The sequence below is a fragment of the Allobosea massiliensis genome, from assembly GCF_042655245.1.
Taxonomy (GTDB): Bacteria; Pseudomonadota; Alphaproteobacteria; order Rhizobiales; family Beijerinckiaceae; genus Allobosea; species Allobosea massiliensis.
This window is the reverse complement of the sequence record NZ_JBHSLU010000045.1, coordinates 78195-90159: the sequence shown is the minus strand read 5'-3', so window position 1 is coordinate 90159 and position 11965 is coordinate 78195. Positions and strand designations below refer to the sequence as shown.

At 67.3% G+C, this 11965-nt stretch carries 13 protein-coding genes and 1 tRNA gene; 3 read left to right on the top strand and 11 right to left on the bottom strand.

What is annotated here, in order from left to right; translation table 11 throughout:
* Nucleotides 1-281 precede the first annotated feature (281 nt).
* The gene (locus tag ACFPN9_RS14960) at nucleotides 282-803 is read right to left on the bottom strand and encodes a disulfide bond formation protein B (protein WP_066717656.1); all 522 of its coding nucleotides are present in this window, start codon (nucleotides 801-803) and stop codon (nucleotides 282-284) included.
* 11 nt (nucleotides 804-814) lie between these two features.
* Nucleotides 815-1474 carry a YqaA family protein gene (locus tag ACFPN9_RS14955; RefSeq protein WP_066717668.1) on the bottom strand — a complete coding sequence of 220 codons (660 nt, stop codon included), beginning with the start codon at nucleotides 1472-1474 and terminating at the stop codon, nucleotides 815-817.
* Nucleotides 1475-1622: 148 nt separating this feature from the next.
* On the opposite strand from ACFPN9_RS14955, the gene ACFPN9_RS14950 reads away from it, so the two are divergent.
* Nucleotides 1623-1707, top strand: a tRNA-Leu gene (locus ACFPN9_RS14950).
* 31 nt (nucleotides 1708-1738) lie between these two features.
* Here ACFPN9_RS14950 and ACFPN9_RS14945 read toward each other — a convergent pair.
* The 3 genes from ACFPN9_RS14945 to ACFPN9_RS14935 all read right to left on the bottom strand — a co-directional run bounded on the left by ACFPN9_RS14945 (nucleotide 1739) and on the right by ACFPN9_RS14935 (nucleotide 3213).
* Complete coding sequence (locus ACFPN9_RS14945) at nucleotides 1739-1921, bottom strand: hypothetical protein (RefSeq protein WP_066717653.1); 183 nt, start codon at nucleotides 1919-1921, stop codon at nucleotides 1739-1741.
* Nucleotides 1911-2087, bottom strand: coding sequence for a hypothetical protein (locus ACFPN9_RS14940; protein ID WP_156451109.1), 177 nt, complete (start codon nucleotides 2085-2087; stop codon nucleotides 1911-1913). The genes ACFPN9_RS14945 and ACFPN9_RS14940 overlap by 11 nt, the downstream gene beginning before the upstream one ends.
* 64 nt (nucleotides 2088-2151) lie before the next feature.
* On the bottom strand, nucleotides 2152-3213 hold the full coding sequence (locus ACFPN9_RS14935) for an extracellular catalytic domain type 1 short-chain-length polyhydroxyalkanoate depolymerase (protein WP_066717662.1): 1062 nt from the start codon (nucleotides 3211-3213) through the stop codon (nucleotides 2152-2154).
* A 170-nt stretch (nucleotides 3214-3383) separates the two neighbouring features.
* Between ACFPN9_RS14935 and ACFPN9_RS14930 the strand changes: the two genes are divergently transcribed.
* Complete coding sequence (locus ACFPN9_RS14930) at nucleotides 3384-4145, top strand: aspartate/glutamate racemase family protein (RefSeq protein ID WP_066717650.1); 762 nt, start codon at nucleotides 3384-3386, stop codon at nucleotides 4143-4145.
* A 15-nt stretch (nucleotides 4146-4160) separates the two neighbouring features.
* Here the strand turns inward: ACFPN9_RS14930 and ACFPN9_RS14925 are convergent, their stop codons facing one another.
* Nucleotides 4161-5072, bottom strand: a complete 912-nt coding sequence (locus ACFPN9_RS14925; protein WP_066717647.1) for an NAD(P)-dependent oxidoreductase — start codon at nucleotides 5070-5072, stop codon at nucleotides 4161-4163.
* 103 nt (nucleotides 5073-5175) lie between these two features.
* On the opposite strand from ACFPN9_RS14925, the gene ACFPN9_RS14920 reads away from it, so the two are divergent.
* Nucleotides 5176-6252, top strand: a complete 1077-nt coding sequence (locus ACFPN9_RS14920; RefSeq protein WP_066717644.1) for a LacI family DNA-binding transcriptional regulator — start codon at nucleotides 5176-5178, stop codon at nucleotides 6250-6252.
* 13 nt (nucleotides 6253-6265) lie between these two features.
* Here ACFPN9_RS14920 and ACFPN9_RS14915 read toward each other — a convergent pair whose 3' ends face one another.
* The 5 genes from ACFPN9_RS14915 to ACFPN9_RS14895 form a co-directional block, all read right to left on the bottom strand.
* Complete coding sequence (locus ACFPN9_RS14915; RefSeq protein WP_066717641.1) at nucleotides 6266-7159, bottom strand: NAD(P)-dependent oxidoreductase; 894 nt, start codon at nucleotides 7157-7159, stop codon at nucleotides 6266-6268.
* A 168-nt stretch (nucleotides 7160-7327) separates the two neighbouring features.
* Nucleotides 7328-8236: a carbohydrate ABC transporter permease gene (locus ACFPN9_RS14910; RefSeq protein ID WP_066717638.1), complete on the bottom strand. Its 909-nt coding sequence runs from the start codon at nucleotides 8234-8236 to the stop codon at nucleotides 7328-7330.
* The gene (locus tag ACFPN9_RS14905; protein ID WP_066717636.1) at nucleotides 8229-9176 is read right to left on the bottom strand and encodes a carbohydrate ABC transporter permease; all 948 of its coding nucleotides are present in this window, start codon (nucleotides 9174-9176) and stop codon (nucleotides 8229-8231) included. Before ACFPN9_RS14905 ends, ACFPN9_RS14910 begins: the two co-directional genes overlap by 8 nt.
* 146 nt (nucleotides 9177-9322) lie before the next feature.
* Entirely contained in the window at nucleotides 9323-10648 is a 1326-nt protein-coding gene (locus ACFPN9_RS14900) for an ABC transporter substrate-binding protein (RefSeq protein ID WP_066717634.1), read from the bottom strand.
* Between the two features lie 111 nt (nucleotides 10649-10759).
* Nucleotides 10760-11818, bottom strand: coding sequence for an ABC transporter ATP-binding protein (locus ACFPN9_RS14895; protein ID WP_066717632.1), 1059 nt, complete (start codon nucleotides 11816-11818; stop codon nucleotides 10760-10762).
* Between the last annotated feature and the right edge of the window lie 147 nt (nucleotides 11819-11965).

Below are 11965 nucleotides of genomic sequence, written 5' to 3'. Positions count from 1 at the left end.
TCGGGGATCTCTCGGTTCAGGGTTGGCGTTCACAACCCAAACCTAACCGGCAATCGCCGGTGACCACCGTCAGCTACACCACGCTATGGGACACGACCTCCGCTCTAGCGCGCTAGCCCTCATCGACAACTCTTTCAAATTATGGGGTGCAAAGTGCTAGATCAATCTCTGTTTTGGGGTGCAACGCGACCCTCTTTTGAGATAAAGCCGTGACCGAAAATCAATGACTTAGCCGGTCGACGATGGTTCCCTTATGGGGTGCGGCACACGCGCGCCTCGTCTCAGCCGCGCGTCGTGCCCCTCAGCCCGAGCAGAGCCAGTCCCAGCAGGCCCAGCGAAGTGATCGCGTTCCAGCCCGCCAGCGACAGCCCGAGCCAGCGCCACGCGGCTTCCGTGCAGGCGACCACCCGCGTGGTCTGAAGCTGCTTCATGAAATCCTGCACGCCCGCAGCCGCCGGCGCAGCCGCCCCGCCGCAATCATTGGGACCGGCGAACCAGCCCCATTCGACGCCGGCATGATACACGCCGAGGCCGGTGCTCCAGACCATCAGCCCCGCGAGCGCGAGCAGCACGAGCCATTGCAGCCGCGGCGAGCGCGCCAGCACCAGCCCGGCGGCCGCCAGCCCCATCGCCGCATAATGCGGCAGGCGCTGCTCGAGGCAGAGCTTGCAGGGCCTGAGGCCCACCACGATCTCGAAGAACCAGGCGCCAGCGATCAGCGCAAGGCAGCCCAATCCGACCAGGGCGATGACGCGGGAAGGGCCCAGCGCAGAGCGCTGCCGATTCAGCGGGATGGACGTCATGGCCGAGGCCCTCAGCAGGACAGAAGCTGGCCGGACCCTGCGACAAGCTTGAGGCCGAAATACAGCAGGATCGCCGCGCCGGCAGCCAGTACGGCCATCACTTTCAGCCGACGCTCGATGAAATGGCGGATCGCCGGGCCGTAGCGTCGCAGCAGGAAGGCCAGCGCGAAGAAGCGCAGCCCACGCGCCAGCACGCAGGAGACCACAAAGAAGCCGAGTCCGATCTGGACGGCACCGGCCAGGATGGTGACGACCTTGATCGGCGGCAGATGCGCCAGCCCCGAGGTCGCCAGCAGGATCAGCGTGGTATCGGGCCCGGCGCAGGCGCGCAGGCTCTCGAACGCGGCGAGCTTGCCGTAGAAGGCCAATACCGGCCGCGCCACCGCCTCGAAGACATAATAGCCGAGTGCATAGCCGGCGATGCCGCCCAGCGTCGAGAACACGGTCGCGATCAGCGCCAGCCGATAGGCCCGCAACGGCCGCGCCATCGCCATGGGCACGAACAGCACATCGGCCGGAATCAGGAAGACCGAGCTTTCGACGAAGGCGACGACGGCAAGCCAGATTTCGGCCCGCGGCCGCGCCGCCAGCGACATCGTCCAGGCATAAAGCCGCCCGATGGGGCCGCCGCGCGCGGTTTCGCCGGCGGGAGCGGAAGCAGGGCTGGACATGAACGACATTCCGGGATCGGCACGCGGGCTGGCCATGCCGTCTAGACCTCGGCTGGGCCCGCGTCCATCCGGACAGAGGGGTTTTCGGCGTTGCCCGTCCGATTGACCGGCGGCGGTCGATCGCTATAGTCCGCCCCGCCCGCAAGGGGCCCCTGTGGCGGAATTGGTAGACGCGCTCGACTCAAAATCGAGTTCCGCAAGGAGTGCTGGTTCGATCCCGGCCAGGGGCACCATTCGAGTGTTGGGCTCGGTCCGGCAGTCCAGTCAGCCCCAACCCTCGGAATCATCCTCGTGGCGGGCTTCCCATTTCTCGATCGCCTCGACGAGGCCGATCAGTTCGGCCTCCTCCGGTGTTCCGGGTGCCGGGTGGCCCAGTTCCTCGACCCGTTCGAGGGCGCGCTCATAATCATCGGCGCAGCGCACGATCGCCTTGCGTTCAAGGATCATCCTGACCTCCCTGGCTGAAGGCGGGGTGGTTGCGGGTCTCATAGGCGAGCATCGCCGCGCTGATCGCGAGGAACTCGTCCTGTGCGGCCCCCTCGGTCGGAGCGTTGCCCAGAGCGGCGAGCCGGGCAAGTGCGGCATCGTAGTCGTCGCTGGTCTCGATGGTCATGGTGTCCGTCCGCCTTTGGTCTCCTGAAAACCGTTCTTGGACAGGATCGTTCCCGCCCCCCGGCTCAGCGCATCAGCCCGGCCGCCCGCAGCGCCTCCTCGATGATCCGACCGGGCCCCGCAGCGGCCTCGCCCGCCGCCGACCGCTCCGGGCCCGGTCGCGTCGCAGTGCCTGAGACGGGATCACCGATGCCCCAGAAGGCCGCGATGTGGCGCGTCGAGGAAATGCCTGCCTGCAGCATATGCGGCCCCGGCACGCCGATCCCGTCGCCGGCATCGATCGGTGTGCCATGACCCATCCCGGCAAGGGCGAAGGCCTCGATCCGGGCGACGCCGCCCCCGTCACGCCAGACCCGGCGGCGATGCGGTCCGATGGACAGGATCTCGGATGGGCCCTCGGCCAGGCCGTGCAGCCCACGCCATTGCGACAGGACGGCCTCGCCCGCGGCCGGCACCACGACATGATCCTGCTGGCCATGCCAGACCGAGAGCCGGGGCCAGGGGCCGCCATGGGGCGAGGCCGCCCGCACAGCCCGCAGCAGCGCGTCCTCACCGGGAAGACCCTGACCACGCATTCGCTCCAGCGCTTCCGGCACGGTGGAAGCGCTGCCATAAGGCAGCCCGGCGATCACCGCGCCGCCGGCGAAGAACTCCGGATAGGTCGCCAGCATGACCGCAGCCATCGCCCCGCCCGCGGACAGGCCGGTGACGAAGACGCGGCGGCGATCGAGACCGTAGCCGGTGAGCGTGCCGGCGATCATCTCGGCAATGGACGATGCCTCCCCCGCATCGCGGCGGATGTCGCCGAGCTCGAACCAGTTGAAACAGAGATTGGCGTTGTTGCTGCGCTGCTGCTCGGGAAAGAGCAGCGCGAACCCATGCCGGTCCGCCAGCCGCGACCAGCCGGAGCCGAGATCATAGGCGGCGGCGCTCTGCGTGCAGCCATGCAGCACGACCACCAGCGGCGCTCCGGGTTTCAGCCCCTCGGGCCGGTAGCGATAGGCCCGTAGCGCACCCCGGTTGGCGCCGAACCCGGCCCATTCGATCAGACGGGATGGCTGCGCAGCGCCGGGTCCCGGACCGCGCGTGGCGGCGAGGCGGGCAATGGTGTCGGACAGTCGGGGCATGATGCGCTCCTGCGCCGGCCGCGACGACATGACGACGGCCCTGATCCTCAACGCGACCATAGCGGTTTATGTTGCGTTGCAACATACCCGGTCAGCGATGCGCCCGCGGGATTGCCGCGCATTGGCCGATCGCGGAGAGTGAAGCGGTGGCCACCGGACAACGACCCGCCTTGCGCATCCTTCTGATCAATCCCAACACCACCGCCGAGGTGACGGCGCTGATGGCGCGCCTGCTCGAGCCGCAACTGCCGCCGGGCGTGACGCTGAAGCCCGTCACTGGCCGCTTCGGGGCGCGCTACATCGCCAGCCGCAGCGCCGCCGCGATTGCCGGACATGCCGCGCTCGATGCCTTCGCCGAACATGGCGGCGATTGCGACGCGGTCTATCTCGCCTGTTTCGGCGACCCCGGGCTGCTGGCCCTGAAGGAGCTCGCCTCTGTGCCGGTGATCGGCATGGCCGAGGCCAGCTGCCTCGAAGCCGCGGCGCGGTCCGGGCGCTTCGCCATCGTCACAGGGGGCGAACGCTGGGGCCCGATGCTGCAGGAATTCGTCGGCACGCTCGGGTTGGGAGATCGGCTCGCCGGCATCGAGACCGTCGCCCCGACGGGTGCCGAGATCGCGCGCGATCCGGACGGTGCGGTCGAGCTGCTCGCTCAGGCCTGCAGGGACGTGGCCGCGCGAACCGGCGCGGCCACCGTCATTCTCGGCGGAGCCGGTCTCGCCGGGCTCGCGGCGCGGATCCGCCCGCGGGTCGAGGTCGAGGTGATCTGCTCGGTCGAGGCCGGGCTTTCGGCCGTGCTCGCCGCCCTGACGACACGGCCGCCCAAGCCGCCGCAGGGCGACCTCGCCTTTCCCGCGGGGATCGCCAGCATCGGCCTCGGCGAGAGCCTCGCGGCCCGTCTCGCCGCGCCGTCGCTGGCCGGTCGCCCCTGAACCGGGCGGGCGGCCTCAGCCCTTCCGGCCGAGCGACACGCCGTTCTCGGCGGCGATGAAGTCCGACAGCATCGGCACGTAATCGTCGCTCTTCCCCGCGGCGACCGCACGGGCGAAGCTGTTCTTGACGGCATTGCCGATCGGGTTCGGCACGCCTGCTGCGTTCGCCACGCTCTCTAGATAGCGCACATCCTTCAGCGCGTTGACGAGCGTGAATTTGTGCGCGTCGCGGTCCCGCTCCAGCACATATTGCATGAAGGTCTGGTAGAAGCCGCAATCCATCCGGCTGCCGCGCAGAACGCTGTCGAAGGTCTGCGGCGTGATGCCGATCTTCGAGGCCAGCGTCAGCGCCTCGGCATAGATCGCCGCATAGCCCATCGAGAGGAAGTTGTTCAGAAGCTTCATCTTGTGGCCATCGCCGACCGGGCCGAGATGCACCACCTTCGCCGCCCAGGCCTCGATCGCCGGCTTGATCCGCGCGAACACCTCAGGCGTCGTCCCGACCATCGCCGAGAGCTGACCGAGCGCGGCCTGGGCCGGCGTCCCGCCGAGCGGCGCATCGGCCAGATGCAGGCCCTTGGCCTCGAGTTCCGCAGCGATCCGCACTGTCACCGTCGGGTCGGAGGTCGAGCAGTCGACGACGACCGTGCCCGGTGCGGCACCTGCGACGATACCGTCCGGCCCGTTCACCACGGCCTCGACCTGCGCCGAACCCGTCACGCACAGGAAGATGATGGTGGCGTTCTGGGCGAGCTCCCGAGGGGTCTTGGCTTCCCTGGCGCCGCCGGCCACGAGTGTCTCGACCGGCTTGCGGTTGCGATGCCCCATGACGGTGAGGGGAAAGCCCTTGTTGAGAAGGCTCTGGGCCATGCCCTGCCCCATCAACCCGACGCCGATGAATCCGACTGATTCTTTGGTTGCACTCATCTTCAATTTCTCCAGTTTATATGAGAATGACGGATCGACGTGACGGAACGCCCGACCCCGAACCGGTCGCAAGCTCGTGTTTCCGACGCCGGAGAAGAGCGTCATGACCAACAGCGGGCCCAGCGGGGCAGGGCAATCCCTCAAGCCGCCGGCGGCCGCTGCGGGCCCTCGCAGCCGCGTCACGCTGCAGATCATCGCGGACCGGCTGGCGGTCTCGACCGCGACGGTGTCGCTCGCTCTGCGCGGGTCGCCACTGGTGGCTGAGGCAACGCGTGGCCGCGTCCAGCAGATGGCCCGCGACATGGGCTACAGCTACAACCGCAGCGCCGCGTCGCTCCGCACCGACCGCACCAACATCCTCGGCGTCGGCTTTCACGACATCACCAACCCCTATTTCGCCGAACTCCTCGCCGCCATCGAAGAGACCACCACGGCCCATGGCCGCTCGATCCTGCTCGGCACCTATGGCGAGGATCTCGAGCGCCAGGACCGGGTGCTGACCACGCTGAAGGAATACCGGCCGGATGGCATGATCCTCTGCGCCGCGGGCGGCTCGACCGCCGAGACCTTCGCCCATCTCGCCGCCGCCGGCGTGCCGATCGTGCAATTGTCCCGCGAGATCACGCCCGCATTGGACTTCGTCGGCTCGGACGACCGCCATGGCACCACGCTCGCGATGGAGCATCTGATCGGCCTCGGCCATCGCCGTATTGCCTTCATCTGCGCCAATGAGCGCATCTCGACCGGGCGCAATCGCTATCGCGGCTATTGCGAGGCCCTGGCGCGCCATGGTCTGACGCTCGATCCGGCGTTGGTCTATTCCGGCTACGGCACGCGGGAGAACGGCTTGAAGGGCATGCACGCGGTGCTCGACGCGGCCGATCCGCCGACAGCCGCCGTCTGCATGAACGACCTCGCCGCCTTCGGCGCGATGCTCGGCCTGCGCCATCGCGGCCGAGAGGCCGGCATCGACTTCTCGATCATTGGCTGCGACGACGTGCAGGAGGCGGCGCAGTGGTACCCTGCCCTGACCACGATCCGGAACTTCCAGGACGGGATGGGCCGCACCTCGGCGGAGTTCCTGATCAGCCGCATCGCGGATCCGGACGCCCCGCCCCGGCGCCATCTGTTGACGCCGGCGCTCGTCATCCGCGGCACGACGACGACGCCCCGCGGCTGACGCAGGCGGCGGCTCAGGCATCGTTTGCCGGCTTGGCGTTGAGCGCGCGATAGGCCCGCACCACCTGCGAATCGTCGCGGCCGCCATGGCCGAGCCCCGACGCTGCCAGGAACATCTGGTGTGCTGCGGCCGCCAGCGGCAGCGCTGTGCGCGCCGCCCGGCCGGCATCGAGCACGATCGACAGGTCCTTGACGAAGATGTCGACGGCGCTGGAAACCGTCGGCTCGGCCTCGTGCATGCGCGGTCCGCGATCCTTCAGCATCCAGGAGGAGGCGGCAGACCCCCCCATGATCTCGAACAGCACGCGCCCGTCGATGCCGGCCTTCTCGGCGAGCGACAGCGCCTCGGCAGCGACCGCGATGTGCACGCCGCAGAGCAACTGGTTGACCGTCTTCACCGTCGCGCCCTGCCCCGCGGACTGGCCGACATGGAAGACCTTGTCGCCCATCGCATCGAGAATCGGCTTCGCCACGGCGAAGCTGGCATCGGGCGCGCCGACCATGATCGACAGTGTCGCGGCCCGCGCTCCGACGACGCCGCCCGAAACCGGCGCATCGACGAAGCGCCGACCGCTCGCCGTGACCTGCGTCGCGATCGCCTCGACCTCGCCGGGCGGGCAGGTCGCCATCAGGATGACGACGGCGCCGGGCGCAAGCGCCTCTAGCGCCCCGCCCTCGAACAGCACGACGCGCGCCTGGGCGGCGTTGACCACTATCAGCACCAGCGCCTCGGCACCCGCAGCCGCAGCCGCGGCGCTCTCCGCCGCGTGGCCGCCGGCGGCGACCAGCGCCTCGCGCGCACTCTCACGCATGTCGAATCCGGTGACACGGAACTGACGCTTGACGAGGTTCTCGGCCATCGGCGCGCCCATGGCGCCGAGCCCGACGAAGGCGATGGAGGTCGGCATCTTGTGATCAGGTCCTCTGTTGACGTCCCCCGGCGCCTTCAGGCGCCGTCCAGGGTCAGGTCGCGAGACTGGACGATCGCGCCCCGCGAGGCGAGCGCCGATCCGTGCGGTCTCACCGTCGCGCTCCGCATGGCGGCGCAGGCGGGAACCACCCGCGCCGCGGGGACCTTACTCCTTCACCGCTCCCGTCATCGCCGACACGTAATGCTCGACGAAGAAGGCGTAGAGGATCACCAGCGGCAGCGAGCCGATCAGCGCACCCGCCATCAGCGAGCCCCAGCGGAAGATGTCGCCGTCGACAAAGTTGGAGATGATCGCCACCGGCACCGTCTTGTTGTGGTCCGAGGAAATGAAGGTCAGCGCGTAGATGAACTCGTTCCAGCACAGGGTGAAGGCGAAGATGAAGGCCGAGATCAGCCCGGGGATCGCCAGCGGCAGCACGATCTTGACGAGGATCTGCCAGCGGCTCGCCCCATCCATCAGGGCGCATTCCTCCAGCTCATAGGGAATGGTCTTGAAATAGCCCATCAGCAGCCAGGTGCAGAACGGGATCAGGATCGTCGGATAGGTCAGGATCAGCGCAAACGGCGTGTCGAACAGCCCATAGGCGTGGATCACCGCCGAGAGCGGGATGAACAGGATCGAGGGCGGCACGAGATAGGCGAGGAAGATCAGCCCGCCGACCGTCGCCGCGCCTTTGTAGCGAATGCGGGTGATCGCATAGGCCGAAAGCACGCTCGCGAAGATCGACAGGAAGGTGGCGGCGGTGGCGACCGTCATCGTCGTCAGCAGCCAGCGCGGATAGGCGCTGTCGAAGAGCAGCTTGTAGATGTGCTGGAAGGTCGGCTGGCTGACCCAGAGCGGATTGCTGTTGTCGAGGTCGAGCAGCTGCGAGTCCGGTTTGATCGAGGTGATCACCATCCAGTAGAACGGGAACAGCAGCACGAAGAGGATGATCGCGAGCGGCATGTAGACGGTCACCAGCTTCCGCGGCAGCGTCTCGAGATAGGCCATGCCCTCGCGATGGTCGGACAGCGTCCCCGGGGTGGTGCCGGATTTCAGGGCGGCGTCAGTCATTGCTCTCTCCCTGCTGCCACTTGCGGCGCTGAAGGCCGAACCAGCTCACCATGATCGCGGCCAGAAGGAACGGCACCATGGCGGTGGCGATCGCCGCCCCCTCGCCGAGCCGCCCGCCCAGGATGCCGCGCTGATAGGACAGCGTCGCCATCAGCTGCGTTGCATTGACCGGGCCGCCGCGGGTCATGGCCCAGATCAGCTGGAAATCGGTGAAGGTGAACAGCACCGAGAAGGTCATCACCACCGCGATGATCGGCGTCAGCAGCGGATAGGTGACGAAGCGGAAGCGCTGCCAGCCCGAGGCGCCGTCGAGGGTCGCGGCCTCGTAAAGCGAGGGCGACACGGTCTGCAGGCCGGCCAGGAGCGTGATCGCGATAAAGGGAATGCCACGCCAGATATTGGCGAAGATCACGCTGCACTGCGCCAGGAAGGGGTCGCCGAGCCAGTTGATGTACTGCCCCTTGTCGAGGATGCCCGCCTTCTGCAGCAGCCAGGTGAAGATCGAGAACTGCGTGTCGAAGATCCACCAGAACGCCACCGCCGACAGCACGGTCGGCACGATGAAGGGGATCAGCACGATGGCGCGGATGAACGCCTTGAACGGCATGTGGTTGTTCAGCAGGATCGCCAGATACAGGCCGACCGCGAACTTCACCACCGACGCCACCGCCGTGTAGACGAGGGTAAAGACGGTCGCGTTGATGAAATCCCGGTCGTCGAGCAGGAACTGGTAGTTCTCGAGCCCGATGAACACGCCGCCGCGGCCGATGCGCATGTCGGTCATGCTCATCCACATGCCGAGCACGAGCGGCCAGGCCAGGAACAGCAACAGGAAGATCATGGTCGGAACCATGAACCAGAAGCCTAGCCAGTTGCGGTTGACCATCAGCCGCGACCAGGCGGTGGTCTCCGGCGGAGCGGCGAACGAGCCTGCAGCCATCGCGAGCGCTTCCTCGATAAAGGGGTGCCACCCTCCCCGGTGACGCGACCGTCGCCGGGGAGGAGGCCCGCAGATGTTGATGAACGTCGGTCCCCGGCGCCCTTAGGGCGCTCCGGCCGGCGACGACGCCGGCCGGATGGGGTTCGTCAGCGATAAATGCGCTGCAGCTGCCGTTCGGCGAGTTGCATCGCGCCGGCGGCAGTCTCGCGGCCGGTACAGAAGCTTGCGAACATGTCGACGACGATGAAGTCGGCCATCGCCGTCGCCGCCTTCTCGTCGAGCTTGCCGCGATAACCGGCGACGAGGCTGCGCTTGGAGGCGTCGCGGAACACCGTGTTCTTCGGGTCCTTCGTCCAGACCGGGTTGTTGTCGAAGGCGTTCAGCGTGTGCGTGAGGTAGCCGGCGGCAGCCTCCAGCCACGGGTTGAACTGCTCGGCTTCCAGCATGAAGGCCATGAACGCTTTGCAGGCGTTCGGGAACTTCGAGTAGGTCATCGCCATCATCGGGAAGCAGAGCTGGATCTCGGTCGGCCGGCCCGCCGGGCCGATCGGCCAGTAGGCATGATCCATATCCGCCGCGATCTCCTTCTGCTTCGGATCGTTGGACGCATTGGCCGCGGCATAGATCGAGATGCCGTTGGCGGTCAGCGCCAGTTCGCCCGAGAGGAACAGACGGTTGTTGGAGGCGTCGTTCCAGGCAGCCGTGCCCTGGATAAAGGTGTCGTAGAGCGACTTCGCGTAGTTGAGCGCCGCTTCCGTCTCCGGCGAGCGGATGATCACCTTGCTGTTCTCATCGACCTGCGCGGCGTTGTGGGACCACAGCAGCCAGTAGGCATAGGAGTTGCCGTCACCGGTGGCGCGCCCGAGCGGGAAGCCGGCCGGCGTGTTCTTGGCCTTCAGCGCCTTGCAGAGCTCTAGGAAGCCCGCCGTATCCTTCGGCACTTCGTTGAAGCCCGCCGCCTTGATCTGCGAGACCCGGTAGTTGATGTAGCCGCCGTTGATCGCGGCGGGGATCGCGATCCACTTGTTGCCGAGCTTGCCATAGGCCTCGGCCACCGGCACCCAGCCGCCATACTTCTTGCCGAGATAGTCGGCGACGTCGCTGACGTCGACGCAGCGGTTCGGGAAGAGATGCGGCGTCGAATAGAGCGACCAGAAGATGTCCGGGCCGGTGCCGGTATTGGCCGCGACGGAGGCCTTCGGCTGCATATCGTCGAAGGATTCGGAGGTGACGGTGACGCGCACGCCCGTGGCCGCAGTAAAGGCCGCGACGATCTTGTTGAACTGCTCGTCCTCGGCGACGACGAAGCGGCGCCAGCGCATCAGGTTGAGGGCCGCGCCCGCCTCGGGCTTGAAGGGCGAAGCCTGAGCCCAGGCCTTGGCCCATTCGGTCATGCCGGAGCCGACGAGGGCGCCAGCACCCGCCACGCCGGCGAGACCCTTCAATGCGGAACGTCGTGTCGGTTTGGTCATCAGCGTCCTCCCATGGACTCGGTTGTTCGGCCCGGGGTCTGGAACGCCCCATGCGGCCCTGCGCTACATCGTGCCCCGGGGGTTTATCCCCCGTGAGCCCGAATGATCCCGTCACGCAGCCAGGCTCTTCCCCGTGCCGGCGTCGAAGAGATGCGTGACATTGATGTCGGGCGTGATCCCGATCAGCTCGCCCGGCTTGGCGGTGATGCGTTCGCGGAACACGCAGGTGAGGCTCTGCCCGCCGCAGCGGACGACGACCTGGGTCTCCGACCCCATCGGCTCGACCACGACGACCTCGGCCTTGAGGCCGTTCTCGTCGAGCTGGATATGCTCGGGCCGGATGCCGAGAACCGCCGCCTTGCCGTCGGAACCCGGCGGATGCGTGCCGATCGGCCAGACGACGCCGCCCTCCGTCTCGAACCCGGCCGGTGTGATCTTGCCGTTGAGCAGATTCATCGAGGGCGAGCCGATGAAGGCCGCGACGAAGAGATTGGCGGGTCGGTCGTAGAGATCGAGAGGGGCACCGATCTGCTCGACGATGCCGTCATGCATCACGACGATCTTGTCGGCCATGGTCATGGCCTCGATCTGGTCGTGCGTAACGTACACCGTGGTCGTCCGCAGGCGCTGGTGCAGCTCCTTGATCTCGGTGCGCATCTGCACGCGCAGCTTGGCATCGAGATTGGAGAGCGGCTCGTCGAACAGGAAGACCTGCGGATCGCGCACGATGGCGCGACCCATGGCGACGCGCTGGCGCTGGCCGCCGGAGAGCTGGCGCGGATAGCGGTCGAGCAGCTTTTCGAGTCCGAGGATGGCGGCCGCCTTGCCGACGCGGTCGGCGATCTCCTCCTTCGGAGCCTTCCGCAGCTTCATCGAGAAGGCCATGTTGTCGGCCACCGTCATGTGCGGATAGAGCGCGTAGTTCTGGAACACCATCGCGATGTCGCGCTCTTTCGGCGGCACGTCGTTGACGACGCGCGGACCGATGCGGATCTCCCCGCCCGAAATGTTCTCGAGTCCCGCGATCATGCGCAGGAGGGTGGACTTGCCGCAGCCCGACGGGCCCACCAGGATGACGAACTCGCCGTCCTCGATGTCGATGTCGACACCGTGAATCACCTGGGTGGCGCCATACGCCTTGCGCACGTCGGCAATCTGCACTGAGGCCATCGGGCCTGTCTCCTCGTCGTCGTTTCCCCGTGGACCCGGTGATCCACCCTGTCGGGCGGGGTCCGGGCCGCATCGTCTATCGGCCTGTTGCGACCGATCGATGAAGGTTGCGGTCGGCTAAGCACCACCCCGTTCCGGAGAGGAACG

Bases quoted from the DNA above. Each gene is read 5' to 3' on its own strand.
- ACFPN9_RS14960 (WP_066717656.1), bottom strand. From the start codon at position 803: ATGACGTCCATCCCGCTGAATCGGCAGCGCTCTGCGCTGGGCCCTTCC.
- ACFPN9_RS14955 (WP_066717668.1), bottom strand. From the start codon at position 1,474: ATGTCCAGCCCTGCTTCCGCTCCCGCCGGCGAAACCGCGCGCGGCGGC.
- ACFPN9_RS14945 (WP_066717653.1), bottom strand. From the start codon at position 1,921: ATGATCCTTGAACGCAAGGCGATCGTGCGCTGCGCCGATGATTATGAG.
- ACFPN9_RS14940 (WP_156451109.1), bottom strand. From the start codon at position 2,087: ATGACCATCGAGACCAGCGACGACTACGATGCCGCACTTGCCCGGCTC.
- ACFPN9_RS14935 (WP_066717662.1), bottom strand. From the start codon at position 3,213: ATGCCCCGACTGTCCGACACCATTGCCCGCCTCGCCGCCACGCGCGGT.
- ACFPN9_RS14925 (WP_066717647.1), bottom strand. From the start codon at position 5,072: ATGAGTGCAACCAAAGAATCAGTCGGATTCATCGGCGTCGGGTTGATG.
- ACFPN9_RS14920 (WP_066717644.1), top strand. From the start codon at position 5,176: ATGACCAACAGCGGGCCCAGCGGGGCAGGGCAATCCCTCAAGCCGCCG.
- ACFPN9_RS14915 (WP_066717641.1), bottom strand. From the start codon at position 7,159: ATGCCGACCTCCATCGCCTTCGTCGGGCTCGGCGCCATGGGCGCGCCG.
- ACFPN9_RS14910 (WP_066717638.1), bottom strand. From the start codon at position 8,236: ATGACTGACGCCGCCCTGAAATCCGGCACCACCCCGGGGACGCTGTCC.
- ACFPN9_RS14905 (WP_066717636.1), bottom strand. From the start codon at position 9,176: ATGGCTGCAGGCTCGTTCGCCGCTCCGCCGGAGACCACCGCCTGGTCG.
- ACFPN9_RS14900 (WP_066717634.1), bottom strand. From the start codon at position 10,648: ATGACCAAACCGACACGACGTTCCGCATTGAAGGGTCTCGCCGGCGTG.
- ACFPN9_RS14895 (WP_066717632.1), bottom strand. From the start codon at position 11,818: ATGGCCTCAGTGCAGATTGCCGACGTGCGCAAGGCGTATGGCGCCACC.